Origin of the sequence: Sulfurimicrobium lacus, assembly GCF_011764585.1 — a bacterium.
Lineage (GTDB): Bacteria > Pseudomonadota > Gammaproteobacteria > Burkholderiales > Sulfuricellaceae > Sulfurimicrobium > Sulfurimicrobium lacus.
The window spans coordinates 538,201-558,503 of record NZ_AP022853.1; the positions used below are offsets into that span (position 1 = coordinate 538,201).

General features: G+C 58.6%; 16 protein-coding genes and 4 tRNA genes. 18 read left to right on the top strand and 2 right to left on the bottom strand.

Going from position 1 to position 20,303, the window contains the following annotated elements:
• Positions 1 to 36: 36 nt before the first annotated feature.
• The 3 genes from cyaY to SKTS_RS02685 are packed head-to-tail and all read left to right on the top strand — an operon-like array spanning position 37 to position 2,714.
• Positions 37 to 354 carry an iron donor protein CyaY gene (gene cyaY, locus SKTS_RS02675; protein WP_173059940.1) on the top strand — a complete coding sequence of 106 codons (318 nt, stop codon included), beginning with the start codon at positions 37 to 39 and terminating at the stop codon, positions 352 to 354.
• A gap of 6 nt (positions 355 to 360) precedes the next feature.
• Positions 361 to 2,010: a tetratricopeptide repeat-containing response regulator gene (locus SKTS_RS02680; RefSeq protein ID WP_173059942.1), complete on the top strand. Its 1,650-nt coding sequence runs from the start codon at positions 361 to 363 to the stop codon at positions 2,008 to 2,010.
• Positions 2,007 to 2,714, top strand: a complete 708-nt coding sequence (locus SKTS_RS02685; protein ID WP_173059945.1) for a sensor histidine kinase — start codon at positions 2,007 to 2,009, stop codon at positions 2,712 to 2,714. Before SKTS_RS02680 ends, SKTS_RS02685 begins: the two co-directional genes overlap by 4 nt.
• A gap of 101 nt (positions 2,715 to 2,815) precedes the next feature.
• Here SKTS_RS02685 and SKTS_RS02690 read toward each other — a convergent pair whose 3' ends face one another.
• Positions 2,816 to 3,211 (bottom strand): SCP-2 sterol transfer family protein, encoded by a 396-nt coding sequence (locus tag SKTS_RS02690; RefSeq protein ID WP_173059948.1) that lies wholly within the window; start codon positions 3,209 to 3,211, stop codon positions 2,816 to 2,818.
• Entirely contained in the window at positions 3,212 to 4,603 is a 1,392-nt protein-coding gene (argH, locus tag SKTS_RS02695) for an argininosuccinate lyase (RefSeq protein ID WP_173059951.1), read from the bottom strand. It lies immediately after the preceding gene.
• A gap of 30 nt (positions 4,604 to 4,633) precedes the next feature.
• On the opposite strand from argH, the gene SKTS_RS02700 reads away from it, so the two are divergent.
• The 15 genes from SKTS_RS02700 to rpoC all read left to right on the top strand — a co-directional run bounded on the left by SKTS_RS02700 (position 4,634) and on the right by rpoC (position 20,227).
• Positions 4,634 to 5,656: a sensor histidine kinase gene (locus SKTS_RS02700; protein WP_173059954.1), complete on the top strand. Its 1,023-nt coding sequence runs from the start codon at positions 4,634 to 4,636 to the stop codon at positions 5,654 to 5,656.
• A gap of 23 nt (positions 5,657 to 5,679) precedes the next feature.
• A complete protein-coding gene (locus SKTS_RS02705; RefSeq protein ID WP_342343004.1) occupies positions 5,680 to 6,414 on the top strand; it encodes a LytR/AlgR family response regulator transcription factor in 735 nt (244 codons plus the stop codon).
• 75 nt (positions 6,415 to 6,489) lie between these two features.
• Positions 6,490 to 6,574 (top strand) — tRNA-Tyr (locus SKTS_RS02710).
• A 57-nt stretch (positions 6,575 to 6,631) separates the two neighbouring features.
• Positions 6,632 to 6,705 (top strand) — tRNA-Gly (locus SKTS_RS02715).
• 7 nt (positions 6,706 to 6,712) lie between these two features.
• A tRNA-Thr gene (locus tag SKTS_RS02720) sits at positions 6,713 to 6,787 on the top strand.
• A 33-nt stretch (positions 6,788 to 6,820) separates the two neighbouring features.
• Positions 6,821 to 8,011 carry an elongation factor Tu gene (gene tuf / locus SKTS_RS02725; protein WP_173059960.1) on the top strand — a complete coding sequence of 397 codons (1,191 nt, stop codon included), beginning with the start codon at positions 6,821 to 6,823 and terminating at the stop codon, positions 8,009 to 8,011.
• A 71-nt stretch (positions 8,012 to 8,082) separates the two neighbouring features.
• A tRNA-Trp gene (locus SKTS_RS02730) sits at positions 8,083 to 8,158 on the top strand.
• Positions 8,159 to 8,219: 61 nt separating this feature from the next.
• Positions 8,220 to 8,573, top strand: coding sequence for a preprotein translocase subunit SecE (gene secE / locus SKTS_RS02735; protein ID WP_173059963.1), 354 nt, complete (start codon positions 8,220 to 8,222; stop codon positions 8,571 to 8,573).
• The gene (nusG, locus tag SKTS_RS02740) at positions 8,573 to 9,106 is read left to right on the top strand and encodes a transcription termination/antitermination protein NusG (RefSeq protein WP_173059966.1); all 534 of its coding nucleotides are present in this window, start codon (positions 8,573 to 8,575) and stop codon (positions 9,104 to 9,106) included. The genes secE and nusG overlap by 1 nt, the downstream gene beginning before the upstream one ends.
• Before the next feature lie 179 nt (positions 9,107 to 9,285).
• Positions 9,286 to 9,717, top strand: a complete 432-nt coding sequence (gene rplK / locus SKTS_RS02745) for a 50S ribosomal protein L11 (protein WP_173059969.1) — start codon at positions 9,286 to 9,288, stop codon at positions 9,715 to 9,717.
• Position 9,718: 1 nt separating this feature from the next.
• Complete coding sequence (rplA, locus tag SKTS_RS02750; protein ID WP_173059972.1) at positions 9,719 to 10,414, top strand: 50S ribosomal protein L1; 696 nt, start codon at positions 9,719 to 9,721, stop codon at positions 10,412 to 10,414.
• 273 nt (positions 10,415 to 10,687) lie between these two features.
• The gene (gene rplJ, locus SKTS_RS02755) at positions 10,688 to 11,179 is read left to right on the top strand and encodes a 50S ribosomal protein L10 (protein WP_173059975.1); all 492 of its coding nucleotides are present in this window, start codon (positions 10,688 to 10,690) and stop codon (positions 11,177 to 11,179) included.
• A gap of 53 nt (positions 11,180 to 11,232) precedes the next feature.
• Positions 11,233 to 11,604, top strand: coding sequence for a 50S ribosomal protein L7/L12 (rplL, locus tag SKTS_RS02760; RefSeq protein WP_173059978.1), 372 nt, complete (start codon positions 11,233 to 11,235; stop codon positions 11,602 to 11,604).
• Between the two features lie 151 nt (positions 11,605 to 11,755).
• Positions 11,756 to 15,889 carry a DNA-directed RNA polymerase subunit beta gene (rpoB, locus tag SKTS_RS02765; protein WP_173059981.1) on the top strand — a complete coding sequence of 1,378 codons (4,134 nt, stop codon included), beginning with the start codon at positions 11,756 to 11,758 and terminating at the stop codon, positions 15,887 to 15,889.
• A gap of 138 nt (positions 15,890 to 16,027) precedes the next feature.
• On the top strand, positions 16,028 to 20,227 hold the full coding sequence (rpoC, locus tag SKTS_RS02770; RefSeq protein ID WP_173059984.1) for a DNA-directed RNA polymerase subunit beta': 4,200 nt from the start codon (positions 16,028 to 16,030) through the stop codon (positions 20,225 to 20,227).
• Positions 20,228 to 20,303: the final 76 nt, after the last annotated feature.

Genomic DNA, 20,303 nt, shown 5'->3' on the forward strand with positions numbered 1-20,303 from the left:
CGTAAAGCGCGAAATCTTAACATATTGGCTGCTGTCATGACCCCAACCGAATTTACGCAATTAGTCGACACCACGCTCTCGCAAATCGAGCAGGCCATCGAGGCCAGCGACGCAGACATCGACTTTGAAACCAGTGCCGGCATTCTCGAACTCGAGTTCGCGAACGGCAGCAAAATCATCATCAACCGCCAGTCTGCCAGCCAGGAATTATGGGTGGCGGCAAAGTCGGGCGGCTATCACTATGTCTGGAAAGACGATGCCTGGCGCAACACGCGCGACGGCAGCGAATTGTTCGCCTCCCTCGGCCGTTATGTGAGCGAACAGGCCGGTCAGCCGGTTGAAATGAAGAGCTAGCGCAGCATGGCCGCTTTCCCTGGTGCGAAAAATGTCCCGGTCGATTTCAAGGGCAAGACCTTTCTGGTGATCGACGACATCATCGGTGTGCGCTCCTCCTTGCGCATTACCATCACCACGCTGGGCGGAGTCAAGATTGACATGGCGGCGAATGCCGCGGATGCGATCAACAAAATCGAGCATCGGACTTACGACATCATTCTCTGCGACTATTTCCTGGGCGAAGGCAAGGACGGCCAGCAATTGCTGGAAGAGTTGAAGCGCAGGCGGATGATCAAGAACACCACCATATTCATGATGGTGACCGCCGAGCGCAGCTACGAAAAAGTGGTGAGCGCCGTGGAGCTGGCGCCGGACGACTACCTGATCAAGCCTTTCAGCGGCGAGGTATTGCGCCTGCGGCTCGAACGCCTGGCGAACAAGAAAACGTTTCTGGCGCCGATATTCGATCTGATGGAGCGCCAGGAATTTCGCAAGGCCGTGCAGGTGTGCGATCAGCGACTGCAGGCGGCGGGGCCTTATTTGCTGGACTTGCTGCGCCTCAAGGGCGAATTGATGCTGCTGGTCTCGGATTTTGCCGGGGCGCGCCAGGTCTACGAACACATCCTGAAAATGCGGGAAATTCCGTGGGCGCGCATGGGGCTGGCCAAGGCGCAGTTTTTCGCGGAGAACTTCCAGGCTGCGGCGGAAGGCTTCCAGCAGATCGTCGCGGACCATCCCAACTATATGTCCGCCTACGACTGGCTGGCCAAGACGCACTCCGCCCTGGGCGACGAGGCTGCCGCTCAGCGGGTGCTGATGGACGCGGTGGCCAAATCGCCGCGCATTCTGCAGCGCCAGAAGGACTTGGGCGAAACCGCCTACCACAACGAGGACCTGGACACAGCACAGGGTGCGTTCGAAGCTGTGCTGGAGTTCGGCAAGTTCTCCTCATTCGCGGAGCCGGAAGACTACGCCAACCTGAGCCGGGTATTCCTCGACAAGGGCGAATACACCCAGGCCTTGTCAGTGATGGGCAATGCGCGCAAGGCGTTCGAGAACTCTGCCGAAGTGATGCTGCATGCGGCGGTCATGGACAGCATGATCCATGACAAGGCTGGCGATAAGGCGGCGGCGCAGCAGTCCTTCAACGAAGCGCGGGAGCTGTTCGAGGCTGCCGCCAAGAAACCCGAATCGGTGGCGCTGGACATGGTGCGCGCCTGCTATCAGCAAGGCGACCAGGCAATGGGTGAGCAGATCGCCCAGAATCTGGTGAAGAACAATCACGAAAATGCGGCGCTGCTCAAGCGTGCCGAGCAGATGTTCGAGCGCATGGGGTTGCACGACCAGGGCAAAGAACTGATCCACAACTCCTCGCGCGAAGTGATCGCCCTCAACAACCGTGCCGTGAAACTTGCCCAGGCGGGCGACCTGAAGGGGTCGGTTGAGCTTTTGATGCAGGCCGCGAACCAGCTCGGGAACAACAACGTGGTGGTGCTCAATGCCGTTCATGCCATCCTGACCTATATCGGTCAAAGCGGTTGGGACGAGGAATTGGCGCTCGTGGCGCGCGGATATCTGGACGCAATCAAGCAGCGTGATCCTGAACACAAGAAATATCTCATGCTTGCCACGCTTTACAAGGATCTCTCCGCCAAATTCGGGGTTAAAGAATGAACGAGCCGAACGATCAGGGCGCAGGCGGCGATATCGATTTCGCTACCGTTTTTGCAGCCAATATTCATGAAATCAAGAATTTGCTCTTCCTGCACTTCAACGCCATTGAAAACGCGAGCAACGAACCCTGGGCGCTGGACAATCCTGAGGCGCAAAAATCGCTGAGCCGGATAAAATACGGTAGTTCGCGGATCAACCAGCGCCTGGCGCACGTGCTGGCCCTTTACCGTATTGCTCAAGGTCGTTATGAGCTCGATATCGACTATCACGACGCATGCGAGGTTTTGCGGGAGATCGCCGTCGAAACCCACTCCCTGATGGAAGATCGCGGTATCGACATCAGCATCGGTAGTTGTGAGGGCTTATATGGTTTCTTCGACCGCGAGATGGTGCGCGGCATCCTGGTGAATGCGGTTCATAACTCGTTGCATTACGCCAAGGGCAAGGTCCTGCTGAGCGCCGCGTCTGAGGATGGTTATCTGCGCTTCCGGGTGGAGGACGACAGTCAGGGGTACCCCAGCGAAGTCCTTGAGCATGGCGGACGCCGCGCTAAACTGGATCTGTGTGGCGGGGGTACCGGGCTGGGACTGTATTTTTCTGCGACGGTCGCGGCCTTGCATCGCAATCAGGGGAAAAGCGGCTTCATCCGGCTTGGCAACGAAGGCGCCCTGCATGGCGCGGTGTTTTCTCTCTACCTGCCCTGAGTGGGCGCGCCTCTCCGCGGCCAGCGGGAGAGGGGGCGAACGTGAAGGGCGATTGTTCCGATCGGGGGGAGGGGGGCGCGGGCTCGCTGCGCGAGTCTTGTTTATAGCAATGTGAAGAACTTTAGGAAGGGTCCGGCCAGCCGCGGTGTGCGGATCATCTTGCGGTAGTCGCCGGCGCGGAATTCAAGTTGCCGGGTCGCAACCGCGACGCCCAGTCCGGCGATGCCCATGCCTTCTTTCTTCCATTTGACCCAGTTTTCCGCACTGGCGCGCAAATCCCAGTCCGGTGTCGGGCTGCTGGCCGCAACAAATACACCGGCTTTTGCCACCTTGCCGTTTTTTACTTCGAGCACTACCGCCGGGTTGGTTTCGTCGCTGAAGCCGAAGGCAATGACCGAATTGAAATTCGCCGCGCTCAGCGGCGCCACCATGTCCATGTTGGCATTCCATTGTGCGGCGAAGCGTTCGACCCACTGGCGCGAAAATAGCCCTTCCACTTATTTTCCCAGAGCCTGTCTCGCCTTGTGTATGGCTTTCCTGACTTGTTCGGGCGCAGTGCCGCCAATGTGATTGCGGCTGTTGAGCGAACCTTCCAGCGTCAGGACGGCAAAAATGTCGGCTTCGATCAGGGGAGAAAACTGGCGCAACTCATCCAGCGGCAACTCGCTCAGATCGCATTTCCTGCTTTCCGCATGTCGTACTGCCCGCGCCACTGCCTCGTGCGCGTCGCGGAAAGGCAACCCTTTCTTCACCAGGTAATCAGCCAGATCCGTGGCTGTGGCATAACCCTGGAACGCCGCCTGACGCATGGCGTCCTTGTTCACCGTGATGCCGCCGATCATGTCGGCGTAAATGCGCAGCGTGGCGTTGAGGGTGTCCACGGTGTCGAACAGCGGTTCCTTGTCTTCCTGGTTGTCCTTGTTGTAGGCCAGCGGCTGGGATTTCATCAGGGTCAGCAGCGCCACCAGGTGGCCGTTGATGCGCCCGGTCTTGCCGCGCACCAGTTCCGGTACGTCGGGGTTTTTCTTCTGCGGCATGATGGACGAGCCGGTGCAGAAGCGGTCGGCGATGTCGATGAAGCCGAAGCGCGGGCTCATCCACAGGATCAGTTCTTCAGACAGGCGCGAAAGGTGGGTCATCACCAGCGCGGCGCTGGCGGTAAACTCGATGGCAAAGTCGCGGTCGGATACGGCGTCCAGGGAGTTCTCGCACACCCCGTCGAAGCCCAGTTCGCGCGCCACCATCTCCCGGTCGATGGGGTAGCTGGTCCCGGCCAGGGCGGCGGCGCCCAGGGGCAGGCGGTTGACGCGCTTGCGGCAATCCTGCAGGCGCTCCCCGTCGCGCTTGAGCATTTCATAGTAAGCCATGAGATGATGGCCGAAGGCGACCGGCTGTGCCACCTGCAAGTGGGTGAAGCCGGGCATCACCGTGTCGGCATGCTGTTCGGCCAGATCGAGCAGGGCGCCTTGCAGGTTTTTGACCAGTGCGACCAGTGCGTCGATCTCGGCGCGCAGCCACAGGCGCACGTCGGTCGCAACCTGGTCGTTGCGCGAACGCGCGGTGTGCAGCCGTTTGCCGGCGTCGCCTACCAGGCTGGTGAGGCGTTTTTCGATGTTGAGGTGTACGTCTTCCGCGTCGAGCGACCAGACGAACTGGTCGTTGCGAACCTCCGCCAGGATTTGCGCCATGCCGCGCTGGATGGCGGAGAGGTCGTCCGCGTTGAGGATGCCTACGGCATTAAGCATGAGGGCGTGGGCGAGGGAACCCTGGATGTCGCATTCGGCCAGGCGGCGGTCGAATTCCACCGAGGCGGTGTAGCGTTTGACCAGTTCGGCGACTGGTTCGTTGAAGCGGCCGGACCAAGCCTGTGCCGGATTTTGATCTTGCATCGTGGGGGCGTCTTATTCAGAATTGGGAACATGGCAAGTATAAATCAAATTCCGCGCCCCCCGGCTGCACTACCCAATTTTTGCAATATGGGCGTCAGCCTGCGTATTCTCGTGATCGTCAATGGTATGAGTCTGGTGGCGGCGGCTGTGAAAGCGGAGACGCTCAAGGCTGCCTGGCAGGAATTGATGGCGCTGTCCGTGCTGGTGCAGCCGCTCCTGCTGTTGAGCCTGTTGTTGCTGTGCGCCGGGCGCCGCCTGTTCGCGCGCATGTCTTATTCTGGTGGCATCGCCGCCGTGGTGGGGCTGGAGTTGGTGCTGGTTACGCTGGTACACGGGCTGGTGCGCGATTTGATGGCTGCGGACGGGGCATTCCAGCTGCAGCGCAATTGGCTGTTCACCTTGCTGGTGACCGCTGCTCTGCTGGGCTATTTCAATCTGCGAAGCCGCGCGCTGTCCCCGGCCTTGAGCGAAGCCCGCCTGCAGGCATTGCAGGCGCGCATCCGTCCGCATTTTCTCTTTAATAGCATCAACGCTGTATTAAGTCTGATTCGTAGCGACCCCCGGCGCGCCGAAACCGCACTGGAAGACATGGCTGACCTGTTCCGCGTGTTGATGGCGGATAATCGCCAGTTGGTCCGGCTGGAGCAGGAAGTGGCCTTGTGCCGCCAGTATCTAGGTCTGGAGCAGCTGCGCCTGGGTGATCGCCTGCGGGTGGCATGGCGTATCGACAAAATGCCGCACGACGCCCTGATTCCGCCCCTGGTGCTTCAACCTTTGCTGGAGAACGCGGTGTACCACGGCATCGAGCCTGCTGTGGAGCCTGGAGAGATCAGCGTCGATATATATAGTAGCCGTAACCAGGTTCACCTTCTGCTGCGCAATCCGTACCGCAGCGAGGGAAGGCACCATGGCGGCAATAAAATGGCTCTGAGCAACATCCGCGAGCGGCTGGCGCTGCATTTCGATGCCGAGGCAAGCCTGACGACCAAGGTGAGCGACAACTCATACCAGGTTCACATCGTAATCCCTTATACCAGGGTCGAAGCGAAATGACGCCACTACTAAGAGTCTTGATCGTGGATGACGAAGCGCCGGCGCGCAATCGCCTGCGCGACGTGTTGGCGGACTGTGCGGGCGAAATGCCGGTTACGGTGGTTGGCGAGGCCGTGTCCGGGAGGGCTGCACTGCAATGGCTGGAAAATAATGCGGCCGACGTGGCGCTGCTCGATATCCACATGCCGCTGATGGATGGTATCGAGCTGGCGCGGCACATGCAGCGGTTGCCGGCGCCGCCCGCGATCGTGTTCAGCACCGCGTTCGATCAGCACGCTATCGAGGCTTTCGAAGTGAATGCCATAGATTATCTTCTCAAGCCAGTGCGCAAGGAGCGCCTGCTGGCCGCGCTGCGCAAGGCTCAGGCCTTCACCCCAGAGCGTCTTGGCGGGTTGGTGCATCAGGCGCGCCAGCACCTGAGTGTGACGGAGCGCGGCAAGATCATCCTGATACCGTTGGAAGACATCGTCTATCTGCATGCGGAGCAGAAATATGTCACAATCAGAACGCGGGCGCGTGAATTTTTGAGCGAAGAATCCCTCACGCATCTGGAGCAGGAGTTCGGCCCGCGCTTCTTGCGCATCCATCGCAACTGTATCGTTGCGAAGGAGTACGTTGCCGGCTTCGAAAAACAGAGTCATGGTGAAGACGTCGAAGCGGGTGCCGCCGCCTGGGTGGTAGTGCTTCGCGGCATGGAAGAGAGGCTGCCGATCAGTCGTCGCCATCGGCATGTCGTCAGGGATATTGGCAAAGCCTGATGGGCGGATTTATAAATCTCTCCACATTGCAGTTGACATCCTGCGCGAAAAAACAGAGAATAGCGCGCTTCATTCGGTGGGGTTCCCGAGCGGTCAAAGGGATCAGACTGTAAATCTGACGGCTCTGCCTTCGAAGGTTCGAATCCTTCCCCCACCACCAAGGATAATTAGGGTGCTAAGACGGCCAAATGGCCGTTGTTGGTCGATAAGTAAAACTGCGGGTGTAGCTCAATGGTAGAGCAGAAGTTTTCCAAACTTACGACGAGGGTTCGATTCCCTTCACCCGCTCCAGGTTGCTGCCCATGTAGCTCAGTGGTAGAGCACTCCCTTGGTAAGGGAGAGGTCGACAGTCCGATTCTGTCCATGGGCACCATTTTAATTTCGCGCTAGAGAGGACGACTAGATCATGGCAAAAGGTAAGTTTGAGCGTACCAAACCGCACGTAAACGTGGGGACGATTGGCCACGTGGATCATGGCAAGACGACTTTGACGGCAGCGATCACGACGATCCTGTCGAAGAAGTTTGGTGGTGAAGCCAAAGGCTACGACCAGATCGACAGCGCGCCGGAAGAAAAGGCACGCGGTATCACCATCAATACCGCCCACGTTGAATACGAAACCGCCGCACGTCACTACGCGCACGTTGACTGCCCGGGCCACGCCGACTATGTGAAAAACATGATCACTGGCGCCGCGCAAATGGACGGCGCCATCCTGGTCGTGTCCGCTGCCGACGGCCCCATGCCCCAGACCCGCGAACACATCCTGCTCGCCCGTCAGGTCGGCGTACCGTACATCATCGTCTACATGAACAAAGCCGACATGGTCGACGACCCCGAGTTGCTCGAACTGGTCGAAATGGAAGTGCGCGAACTGCTCTCCAAGTACGACTTCCCCGGCGACGACACCCCGATCATCATCGGCAGTGCCCTAAAAGCACTGGAAGGCGACCAAAGCGACATCGGCGAACCCTCCATCTTCAAACTGGCCGACGCCCTCGACAGCTACATCCCCCAACCGGAACGCGCCATCGACGGCACCTTCCTCATGCCGGTGGAAGACGTATTCTCCATCTCCGGTCGCGGCACCGTGGTAACGGGTCGTATCGAACGCGGCATCGTCAAGGTTGGTGAAGAAGTTGAAATCGTCGGCATCAAGCCCACCATCAAGACCACCTGCACCGGCGTCGAAATGTTCCGCAAACTGCTCGACCAAGGTCAGGCAGGCGACAACGTCGGCGTGCTGCTGCGCGGCACCAAGCGTGAAGAAGTCGAACGCGGCCAAGTGTTGGCCAAGCCCGGCTCCATCACCCCGCACACCAAGTTCTCCGCCGAGATCTACGTGCTGAGCAAGGACGAAGGTGGTCGTCACACCCCGTTCTTCCAAGGCTACCGTCCTCAGTTCTACTTCCGTACCACAGACGTGACCGGCGCGATCGAGCTGCCTGCCGGCACCGAAATGGTGATGCCTGGCGACAACGTCTCCATCAACGTGGCGCTGATTCAGCCGATCGCCATGGAAGAAGGCCTGCGCTTCGCGATTCGCGAAGGTGGTCGTACCGTCGGCGCTGGTGTGGTTGCCAAGGTAATCGAGTAATCATTCTTGGTGATCGGCGATGGGTGATGGGGTAAGCCCCATTACCCATCGCTGTTTACCATTTTAAGAATAGGCCAGTAGCTCAATTGGCAGAGTATCGGTCTCCAAAACCGAGGGTTGGGGGTTCGAGGCCCTCCTGGCCTGCCATTCACAGCCGGCAATGCGGGTGTGGTAAATGATCCGCTTTGCAGTGGCAAAATAAATACAAATGACGAAAACAGACAAAATAAAGTTGGCACTGGCGTTTCTTCTGCTCATGGCGGGTGTCGCTGGCTATTATTATTTTTCGGACTCTGCCCCTGTGGTGCGTTTGATAATAGTGCTGGCTGGCGTAGCAGCTGCTGCCGGAGTGGCCTGGACGGCGCAGCCGGGTAAGCAGTTTTTCGCTTTCAGCAAGGAGTCGGTGGCCGAAACCCGCAGGGTGGTGTGGCCGACCCGCAAGGAAACAGTACAGACTACTGGTGTGGTATTCATCCTGGTTGTCGTGGTGGCCTTGTTTTTGTGGGTGGTGGACGCCAGCCTGATGTGGCTGGTGCAGTTGCTGATAGGGCAGGGGGCTTAATGACAATGCGCTGGTATGTGATACACGCCTACTCGGGATTCGAGAAGAGCGTGCAGCGTGCATTGCTGGAGCGCATCGAGCGCGCCGGCATGCAGGATAAATTCGGCGAAATTCTGGTGCCGCAGGAAGAAGTGGTTGAGATGAAGGGCGGCCAGAAGTCCATCAGTGAGCGCAAGTTCTTTCCGGGCTATGTATTCGCCCAGATGGAGATGACCGACGAGACGTGGCACCTAGTGAAGAGCACGCCCAAGGTAACTGGCTTTGTCGGCGGTAGCGGCAACAAGCCCACGCCGATCAGCGACAAGGAAGTGGCGGCCATCCTGCAGCAGATCCAGGAAGGTGTTGAGAAGCCGAAGCCAAAAGTCCTGTTCGAAGTGGGCGAAGCGGTGCGCGTTACCGAAGGCCCGTTCAATGATTTTCATGGCATGGTCGAAGAAGTCAATTACGACAAGAACAAGCTGCGCGTGTCGGTACTGATTTTTGGTCGTGCAACGCCGGTCGAGCTTGATTTCGGCCAGGTCGAGAAGGCATAAAAAAACAAGTTTAACGGCGGGCTGGAACGCGGGGTTCCAGGCATGCTGAAGTGTGTGCCGGCATAACCGGCACATGTATTACGGGAAGGGCATCGGCTTTTGGCGCGGTAATTTCAGTGCCGGAAAGCCCCGGTTTTCAGTCCGATGTCCGCTAGACCCATTCATAAGGAGTAGTTGAAGTGGCAAAGAAAATTATTGGCTACATCAAGCTGCAGGTGCCGGCTGGCAAAGCAAACCCCAGCCCCCCTATCGGCCCGGCTCTGGGTCAGCGCGGCTTGAATATCATGGAATTCTGCAAGGCGTTCAACGCCGCAACGCAGGGTGTCGAAGTCGGTCTGCCGATTCCGGTGGTGATTACCGCCTACGCGGACAAGAGCTTCACTTTCATCATGAAGACTCCGCCTGCCACCATTCTGATCAAGAAGGCGGCCGGCCTCCAGAAGGGTAGTCCGCGTCCTCATACCGACAAGGTCGGCAAGCTGACGCGTGCCCAGGCGGAAGAAATCGCCACGACCAAAATGCCCGATCTGACCGCAGCCGACATGGACGCGGCGGTGCGCACCATCGCTGGCAGCGCGCGCAGCATGGGTATCGAAGTTGAGGGGGTGTGACATGGCAAAACTGTCCAAACGTATGAAAGCACTCAAGGGTTCGGTAGATCGTACCAAGCTGTATCCCTTGGGTGATGCGCTGACGCTGGTGAAAAAGAACGCCAACGCCAAATTCGACGAATCCATCGACATCGCCGTGAACCTCGGCATCGATGCACGTAAATCCGACCAACTGGTGCGCGGCTCCGTCGTGCTGCCGCGTGGCACGGGTAAAAGTGTGCGTGTGGCCGTGTTCGCGCAGGGCGACAACGCCAAGGCGGCGAAAGACGCCGGTGCGGATATCGTTGGTTTCGACGACCTGGCTGCCGATGTCAAGGCCGGGAAAATGGATTTCGACGTGGTGATTGCCACGCCTGACGCGATGCGCGTAGTGGGCGCCCTGGGCCAGATTCTCGGTCCGCGCGGCCTGATGCCTAACCCCAAGGTTGGCACCGTGACTCCTAACGTGGCGGAAGCGGTCAAGAACGCCAAGGCTGGTCAGGTTCAATACCGCACCGACAAGGGCGGCATCGTGCAGTGCACGATCGGCCGCGCTTCGTTCGGCGAAGATGCACTCAAGGAAAACCTGCTGGCTCTGGTCGATGCATTGAACAAAGCCCGCCCGGCTGCATCCAAAGGTGTGTATCTGAAGAAAATCGCTGTCTCCAGCACCATGGGGGCAGGCGTCAGGGTGGATCAGTCCACGCTGGCTGCGTAAAAGTTTGGGGATGCCGGCGTTCGCGCCGGCTTCGGTCCAAGACCGTGGGGACGGAAAACGCGAGTTTGACGTTTAATTGCCTGGCGTTATACAGGCTCCCTACGCAGACGGTGTAGCCCCGAGAAAGAATGCCGGGAAACGCTCCATAACATGGAGCGGGTCCAAAGATGTTGCGCTGTAACAGGCAGAACACTGGAATTCTGATCAGGTCGCCGTAGGGTGGCATGTGCGCAAGCAGATGCCGTTTGTTGGCTTGATAGGAGAGAAAGACTCGTGAGTCTCAATCTGGAAGATAAAAAAGCCGTTGTTGCCGAGGTCGCAGAAGAGATCGCCAAGGCTCAGACCGTAGTTCTGGCTGAGTACAATGGCATCAAGGTCGCCGATCTGACCGTGTTGCGCAGCAAAGCCCGCGAATCGGGTGTGTTCCTTCGCGTCGTGAAGAACACCCTGGTGCGTCGTGCTGTCGCCGACACCCAGTTCGCACCTCTGGCTGAACAGATGACCGGTCCGCTGATTTATAGCGTTTCAGCTGATCCGGTTGCTGCCGCCAAGATCTTGAACGATTTTGCGAAGGGTAACGACAAGCTGGTGCTGAAGGCGGGTTCATACGCAGGCAAGGTGTTGGACAAGGCGGGCGTGCAAGCGCTGGCATCCATTCCGAGCCGTGATGAACTGCTGTCCAAACTGCTGGGCGTAATGAAGGCTCCTGTATCCGGTTTTGCCGGTGCAATGGCTGCCCTGGCCAAACAGCGCGAAACAGCTTAATCCGCGAAGCCGCGTAATCAATTTGTCAAAAGATTTGAATTAGGAGTATTGAAATGGCTGTTACTGCAGAAGACATTCTCGAAGCCGTAGGCGCGATGACTGTAATGGAACTGAATGACCTGGTTAAGGCATTTGAAGAAAAATTTGGCGTTTCTGCTGCTTCCATGGCTATGGCCGCACCGGGTGCTGGTGCTGCTGCCGCGGTTGAAGAAAAGACCGAATTCGACGTCATCCTGACCGGTGCCGGCGACAACAAGGTCAACACCATCAAGGTAGTTCGCACCATCACCGGTCTCGGCCTGAAAGAAGCCAAAGACCTGGTTGACGGCGCTCCCAAAGCAGTTAAGGAAGGCGTGTCCAAGGCTGATGCCGATGCTGTTGCCAAGCAACTGATCGAAGCCGGCGCGACTTGCGAAGTCAAGTAAGCGGTTTTTGAAGTGCGGAGTCAGGCTGGTGGGAAACCACCAGCCTTTTTCCGCTTCTCGCTTCATTTTATCTAGAAGCTAGAAGAAACGCGGCGACAGCCGCTACGTTTCTTCTATCCTCTGCTGTAGCAGGTACTCCATGGAGATCTCAATGAGTTACTCATTCACCGAGAAAAAACGCATCCGCAAAAGTTTCGCCAAGCGCGTAAGCGTGCAGGAAGTACCTTTCCTGCTGGCGATGCAAATCAATTCCTATGCTGCGTTCCTGCAGGCGGAAACGCCCATCGCAGAACGCAAGACGGAGGGTTTGCAGGCGGCATTCGGCTCGGTTTTCCCCATCTCCAGCCATTCCGGTAACGCCCGTCTGGAATACGTCAGCTATATGCTGGGCGAACCGCCGTTCGACGTGAAGGAATGCCAGCAACGCGGCCTGACCTTCGCCGCGCCGCTGCGTGTCAAAGTTCGCATGACCCTGATGGATCGTGAAGCATCGAAGCCCACGGTCAAGGAAGTGAAGGAGCAGGAAGTGTACATGGGCGAGATTCCGCTCATGACCGACAACGGCTCGTTCGTCATCAACGGCACCGAGCGCGTGATCGTTTCGCAGTTGCACCGCTCCCCGGGCGTGTTTTTCGAACACGACCGCGGCAAGACGCATTCCTCCGGAAAACTGCTGTTTTCCGCGCGTGTGATTCCTTACCGTGGTTCCTGGCTGGACTTCGAGTTCGATCCGAAGGATTACCTGTATTTCCGCGTTGACCGCCGTCGCAAGATGCCGGTGACGATCCTGCTTAAGGCACTGGGCTACAAGCCGGAAGAAATTCTGAGCATGTTCTACGCCACCGACACCTTCCACCTCGGCAAGAAGGGCGTCCAGTTCGAACTGGTGCCCGAGCGTCTGCGTGGCGAAGTGGCGCGCTTCGACATCCACGGCAAGGATGGCGCGGTGATTGTGCCGAAGGACAAGCGCATCACGGTCAAGCATATCCGCGAAATGGAAGCGGCCGGTATCAAGAAAGTGTTCGTGCCAGAGGAGTTCATCCTGGGACGTGTGCTGGCGGAAAACGTGGTTGACAAGGAAAGCGGCGAAATCGTCGCCTTGGCCAATGACGAGATCACCGAAGACTCGCTGGCGAAGCTGGTTGCCGCGGGCATCGCCAAGATCAACACCCTCTACACCAACGACCTCGATCAGGGCGCGTACATTTCCCAAACCCTGCGCATCGACGAAACCGTGGACCAATTGGCCGCCCGCGTCGCCATCTACCGCATGATGCGGCCCGGTGAGCCGCCGACAGAAGACGCCGTGCAGGCCTTGTTCGACGGGTTGTTCTTCAGCGAAGAACGCTACGATCTTTCGAAAGTGGGCCGCATGAAGTTCAACCGCCGTGCCTATCCCGAGAAGCGCGTCGAGAAGAGCTCGGAGTGGATCAACCGCTTCCTCGACAAGGCCGGTCCGCGCGGCGCCGAAGGCACGCCCACGCTGGTCAACGAGGATATCCTCGCGACCATCATGATCCTGGTCGAATTGCGCAACGGTCGCGGCGAAATCGACGACATCGACCACCTCGGCAATCGCCGTGTGCGTTCCGTTGGCGAGCTGGTGGAAAACCAGTTCCGCGCCGGTCTGGTACGCGTCGAGCGTGCAGTTAAAGAGCGTTTGAGCCAGGCCGAGTCCGAGAATCTGATGCCGCACGACCTGATCAACGCCAAGCCGGTATCCGGCGCGATCAAGGAATTCTTCGGTTCCAGCCAGCTGTCCCAGTTCATGGACCAGACCAATCCGCTGTCCGAGATCACCCACAAGCGCCGCGTATCGGCCCTTGGACCGGGTGGCTTGACGCGCGAACGCGCCGGCTTCGAAGTGCGCGACGTGCACCCGACGCACTACGGCCGCGTGTGCCCAATTGAAACGCCGGAAGGTCCGAACATCGGTCTGATCAACTCGCTGGCCCTGTTTGCGCGCACCAACGAGTACGGATTCCTCGAAACCCCGTATCGCAAGGTCAATGACGGCAAGGTGACCGACCAGATCGATTACCTGTCCGCGATCGAGGAAAGCCAGTACGTGATCGCCCAGGCCAACGCCAGCCTGGACAAGAAGGGCAAGCTGGTCGACGAACTGGTCTCCTGCCGTCACCACAATGAATTCGCCATGTCCACCCCGGACAAGGTGCAATACATGGACGTGGCGCCGGCGCAGATCGTTTCGGTTGCCGCATCGCTGATCCCGTTCCTGGAGCACGACGACGCCAACCGCGCGCTGATGGGCTCCAACATGCAACGTCAGGCGGTTCCCTGTCTGCGCGCCGACAAGCCCCTGGTGGGAACCGGCATTGAACGTACCGTGGCGGTTGACTCCGGCACGACCGTACAGGCTCGTCGCGGCGGTATCGTGGACTTCATCGACTCGGGGCGTATCGTGGTGCGTGTGCACGACGATGAAACCGTGGCCGGCGAAGTCGGTGTGGATATCTACAACCTCACCAAGTATACCCGTTCCAACCAGAACACCAACATCAACCAGCGTCCGCTGGTCAAGGTGGGTGACATCCTGCAACGCGGCGACGTGATCGCCGACGGCGCCTCCACCGACATGGGTGAACTGGCACTGGGCCAGAACATGTTCGTGGCGTTCATGCCGTGGAACGGCTACAACTTCGAAGACTCCATCCTGATTTCGGAAACCGTGGTGGCGGAAGACCGCTATACCTCGATCCATATCGAGGAATTGAGCGTTGTTGCACGCGACACCAAGCTTGGACCGGAAGAAATCACGCGTGACATTTCCAACCTGTCGGAAGTGCAGTTGGGACGTCTCGACGAATCCGGCATCTGCTACATCGGCGCCGAAGTCGAGGCCGGCGACGTGCTGGTCGGCAAGGTTACGCCCAAGGGTGAAACCCAGCTGACACCGGAAGAAAAGCTGCTGCGCGCCATCTTCGGCGAAAAGGCCTCCGATGTGAAGGATACCTCCTTGCGTCTGCCTTCCGGCATGTCCGGCACGGTGATCGACGTTCAGGTGTTTACCCGCGAGGGCATCGAGCGCGACAAGCGCGCCCAGCAGATCATCGATGATGAACTCAAGCGCTTCCGCAACGATCTGAACGATCAGATGCGTATCGTGGAAGAAGATGCCTTCGGCCGTATCGAGCGCTTGCTGACCGGCAAAACCGCCAACGGCGGCCCGGCCAAACTGGCTAAGGGCAGCCAGATCAGCAAGGAATATCTGGACAAGGTCGAGCGCCATAACTGGTTCGACATCCGTCTTTCCGACGAAGATGCAGCGCGTCAACTCGAGCAGCTCAAGGACAGCCTGGCGCAGAAGCGCGTTGATTTCGATGCCATGTTCGAAGAGAAGAAGAAAAAGCTCACCAGCGGCGACGAATTGCCGCCCGGCGTGCAGAAGATGGTCAAGGTGTACGTGGCAGTGAAACGCCGCCTGCAGCCAGGCGACAAGATGGCCGGCCGTCACGGTAACAAGGGCGTGATTTCCAAAATCGTGCCGGTGGAAGACATGCCGTTCATGGCGGATGGCACGCCGATGGACATCGTGCTGAACCCGCTGGGCGTGCCTTCGCGTATGAACGTGGGGCAGATTCTTGAAACCCACCTCGGTTGGGCAGCCAAGGGTCTGGGTTTGAAGATCGGCGCCATGCTCGAAGCGCATACCAAGGTTCAGGAAGTGCGCAAGTTCATCGACAAGGTTTACAACAGCAACGGAAAGCCGGAGGACATCGCATCCTTCACCGACGCGGAAATCATCGAGCTGGCCACCAACCTGAAGAAGGGTGTGCCGTTTGCGACCCCGGTATTCGACGGCGCGAGCGAAGACGAGATCAAGGACATGCTGGAACTGGCAGGGTTGCCGAGAAGCGGTCAGGTCATGCTGCAGGATGGCCGCACCGGTGAACAGTTCGAGCGCTCCGTAACTGTCGGTTACATGCACGTACTGAAGCTGCACCACCTGGTGGACGACAAGATGCACGCGCGTTCCACTGGACCGTACTCGCTGGTTACTCAGCAGCCGCTGGGTGGTAAGGCGCAGTTCGGCGGGCAGCGCTTCGGCGAGATGGAAGTGTGGGCTCTGGAAGCCTACGGCGCTTCCTACGTGCTGCAGGAAATGCTGACGGTCAAGTCGGACGACGTCAGCGGCCGTACCAAGATTTACGAAAATATCGTCAAGGGCGAGCACAAGATCGACGCCGGCATGCCGGAATCCTTCAACGTGCTGGTAAAGGAAATCCGCTCCCTGGGCATCGATATCGATCTGGAACGGCATTAATAAAGTTGTCAGCCATCAGCCGTCAGCATTCGCAGGCTCAGTGCGAATGTTGGCGGGGAGTCTGAAGTAATTTTTGTATTTAAAGATTTTAGCTGACAGCTGCAAGCTGATAGCGGAAAGCCAAAACTGGAGGTTTTCATGAAAGCATTGCTCGATTTGTTCAAACAGGTGACTCAGGAAGAAGAGTTCGACGCCATCAAGATTGGCCTCGCTTCTCCCGAGAAAATCCGTTCCTGGTCCTACGGTGAAGTGAAGAAGCCGGAGACCATCAACTATCGTACCTTCAAGCCCGAACGCGACGGCTTGTTCTGCGCCAAGATCTTTGGCCCGGTCAAGGATTACGAATGCCTGTGCGGCAAGTACAAGCGCCTCAAGCATCGCGGCGTGATTTGCGAAAAATGCGGCGTGGAAGTGACCTTGTCCAAGGTTCGCCGAGAGCGCATGGGCCACATCGAGCTGGCTTCGCCGGTTGCCCACATCTGGTTCCTCAAGTCCCTGCCTTCCCGTCTGGGCATGGTGCTGGACATGGCGTTGCGCGACATCGAGCGCGTGCTGTACTTCGAAGCCTACGTGGTGACCGACCCGGGCATGACCCCGCTGAACCGTTGCCAGCTGCTCACCGAAGACGATTATCTGGCCAAGGTGGAAGAATACGGCGACGAATTCTCCGCCAGCATGGGTGCGGAAGGCGTGCGCGCACTGTTGCGCGGCATCGACATCAATACCGAAGTCGAGAAGCTGCACAAGGACCTCGCCGCTACTGGCTCCGACACCAAGATCAAGAAGATCGCCAAGCGCCTCAAGGTGCTGGAAGCATTCCAGAAATCCGGCATCAAGCCGGATTGGATGATTCTCGAAGTCCTGCCGGTGTTGCCACCGGAATTGCGTCCCCTGGTTCCCCTGGACGGCGGCCGCTTTGCGACTTCCGACCTGAATGACCTGTATCGCCGCGTGATCAACCGCAACAACCGTTTGAAGCGCCTGCTGGAACTGAAAGCGCCGGAAATCATCGTGCGCAACGAAAAGCGCATGCTGCAGGAATCGGTGGATTCGCTGCTCGACAACGGTCGCCGCGGCAAGGCCATGACCGGCGCCAACAAGCGCCCGCTGAAGTCCCTTGCCGACATGATCAAGGGCAAGGGCGGCCGTTTCCGTCAGAACCTGCTGGGCAAGCGCGTGGACTATTCCGGTCGTTCCGTGATCGTGGTCGGTCCGCAGCTCAAATTGCACCAGTGCGGTTTGCCCAAGAAAATGGCGCTCGAGCTGTTCAAGCCCTTCATTTTCCACAAACTCGAAGTGCTCGGCCTTGCCACCACCATCAAGGCAGCGAAGCGCATGGTCGAAGAGGAAGGTCCGGAAGTTTGGGATATCCTGGAAGACGTGATCCGCGAACATCCGGTCATGCTCAACCGCGCTCCGACCCTACACCGCCTTGGTATTCAGGCATTCGAGCCGGTCCTGATCGAAGGCAAGGCGATTCAGTTGCATCCGCTGGTCTGCGCGGCGTTCAACGCCGACTTCGACGGTGACCAGATGGCTGTTCACGTGCCGCTGTCGCTGGAAGCGCAGATGGAGTGCCGCACCCTGATGCTGGCTTCCAACAACGTCCTGTCTCCCGCCAACGGCGAGCCGATCATCGTGCCGTCGCAGGATATCGTGCTGGGCTTGTATTACATGACGCGCGAGGCCATCAACGCCAAGGGCGAAGGCATGTTCTTTGCGGATGCGGCGGAGATTTCCCGTGCCTACGAGTCGCGCCAGGTCGATCTGCACGCCAAAATCACCACGCGCATCAAGGAATATACGCTGGGCGAGGACGGTGAAAAGATCGAAAAAATCACCCGTTACGAAACTACCGTCGGGCGTGCCTTGCTGGCAGAACTTCTGCCGCCGGGCCTACCGTTCTCGGTGGTCAACAAGCCGCTGAAGAAGAAAGAGATTTCCAAGCTCATCAACGCCAGCTTCCGCCGTTCCGGCTTGCGCGAGACGGTTATACTGGCGGACAAGCTGATGTATACGGGCTTCACCTATGCGGCACGCGCCGGCATCTCCATCTGCGTCGACGACATGCTGGTTCCGACGCAGAAGGAAGGTATCCTGGCGGCTGCCGAGTCGGAAGTGAAAGAAATCGAGATGCAGTACTCCTCCGGTTTGGTCACGCAGGGCGAGCGCTACAACAAGGTGGTGGATATCTGGGGCCGCGCCGGCGACGTGGTGGCCAAGGCCATGATGGATCAGCTCGGCAGCGAGAAGGTGATCGACCGTGAAGGCAAGGAAGTCAAGCAGGAGTCCTTCAACTCCATCTACATGATGGCCGACTCCGGCGCCCGTGGTTCTGCGGCACAGATTCGCCAGCTGGCCGGTATGCGCGGCCTGATGGCCAAGCCGGACGGCTCCATCATCGAAACGCCGATTACGGCGAACTTCCGCGAAGGCCTGAACGTGCTGCAGTACTTCATTTCGACGCACGGCGCGCGTAAGGGTCTTGCCGACACGGCGCTAAAAACCGCCAACTCCGGTTACCTCACCCGCCGCCTGGTCGACGTGACCCAGGATCTGGTGGTGACCGAGCAGGATTGCGGTACCAGCAACGGCGTGGCACTGAAAGCACTGGTTGAAGGCGGCGAAGTGGTCGAGGCCCTGCGTGAACGAATTCTCGGTCGTTCAGTTGCTGCCGACGTGGTCCATCCGGAAACCGGCGAAACCGTGTTCGAGGCCGGCACGCTGCTGGACGAGGATGCTGTCGAGAAGATCGAATCCCTGGGCGTCGATGAAGTCAAGGTGCGCACACCGTTGACCTGCGATACGCGCTTTGGTCTGTGCGCACGTTGCTATGGTCGCGACTTGGGTCGCGGTATGCTGGTTAACGTCGGCGAAGCGGTGGGAGTCATTGCCGCCCAGTCCATCGGCGAACCGGGCACCCAGCTCACCATGCGTACCTTCCACATCGGTGGCGCTGCTTCACGTGCCGCTGTGACCAGCCAGATCGAAATCAAGTCCAATGGCACGTTGCGCTTTGAATCCGCCATGCGCTATGTAACCAACACGAAAAACGAAGCCATCGTAATTTCCCGTAGCGGCGAAGTGATCATCGCCGATGACAACGGTCGCGAGCGCGAGCGCCACAAGGTGCCATATGGCGCGACGTTGCTGTCGATGGACGGTACGGTTGTGAAGGCCGGCCACGTGCTGGCCATGTGGGACCCGCATACCCGCCCGATCATCACCGAGTACGCCGGTAAGGTGCGTTTCGAGAACGTCGAGGAAGGTGTTACCGTCGCCAAGCAGATCGACGAAGTGACCGGCCTTTCCACGCTCGTCGTGATCGACCCGAAACGTCGTGGCACCAGCCAATCCAAGGGACTACGTCCACAGGTCAAGCTGCTCGATGAAAACGGTGTTGAGGTCAAGATTGCCGGCACTGAACTCCCGGTCAATATTACCTTCCATGTCGGCTCCATCATTACCGTGAAAAATGGCCAGGACGTCAACGTGGGCGAGGTGCTGGCGCGTATCCCGCAGGAAACGTCCAAGACACGTGACATTACCGGCGGTTTGCCGCGCGTGGCCGAGTTGTTCGAAGCCCGTTCGCCCAAGGATGCAGGTTTGCTGGCAGAAGTCACTGGCACCATTTCGTTTGGCAAGGATACCAAGGGCAAGCAGCGCCTGGTCATTACCGACCTCGACGGTATTGCACACGAGTTCCTGATTTCCAAGGACAAGCACGTGACCGCGCACGACGGCCAAGTGGTCAACAAGGGCGAGTCGATTGTGGACGGCCCGGCTGATCCGCACGACATTCTGCGCCTGCTGGGTGTGGAATCGCTGGCGCGCTACATCGCCGACGAAGTGCAGGACGTTTACCGCCTGCAGGGTGTGAAGATCAACGACAAGCACATAGAAGTGATCGTTCGTCAGATGCTGCGTCGCGTAACCATCTCGGATTCCGGGGAGACCCGTTTCATCCAGGGCGAGCAAGTGGAACGCGCCGATGTGCTGGATGCCAACGAAGCGGCAGTGGCCGAAGGCAAACAGCCGGCGCAGTACACCTACATGCTGCTGGGTATCACCAAGGCTTCCCTGTCGACCGATTCCTTCATCTCGGCGGCGTCCTTCCAGGAAACAACGCGTGTGTTGACCGAGGCGGCGATCATGGGCAAGCGCGACGAACTGCGCGGTCTCAAGGAGAACGTTATTGTTGGCCGTCTCATCCCGGCAGGAACGGGCCTCGCATACCACAATACGCGGCGCAATCAGAAGCTGGGACTGGATATGGGGGAGAACGTGCTGGCCGAGGCGTTCCCTGAAACGGTGCAGGACGATGAACAACCCGCTTGACAGCGGGGTGTTAACTCAATAAAATCCTGAGTCTTTTTACATCCGGGCGAATCTGCTCGGGCGCAGGATTGAATTC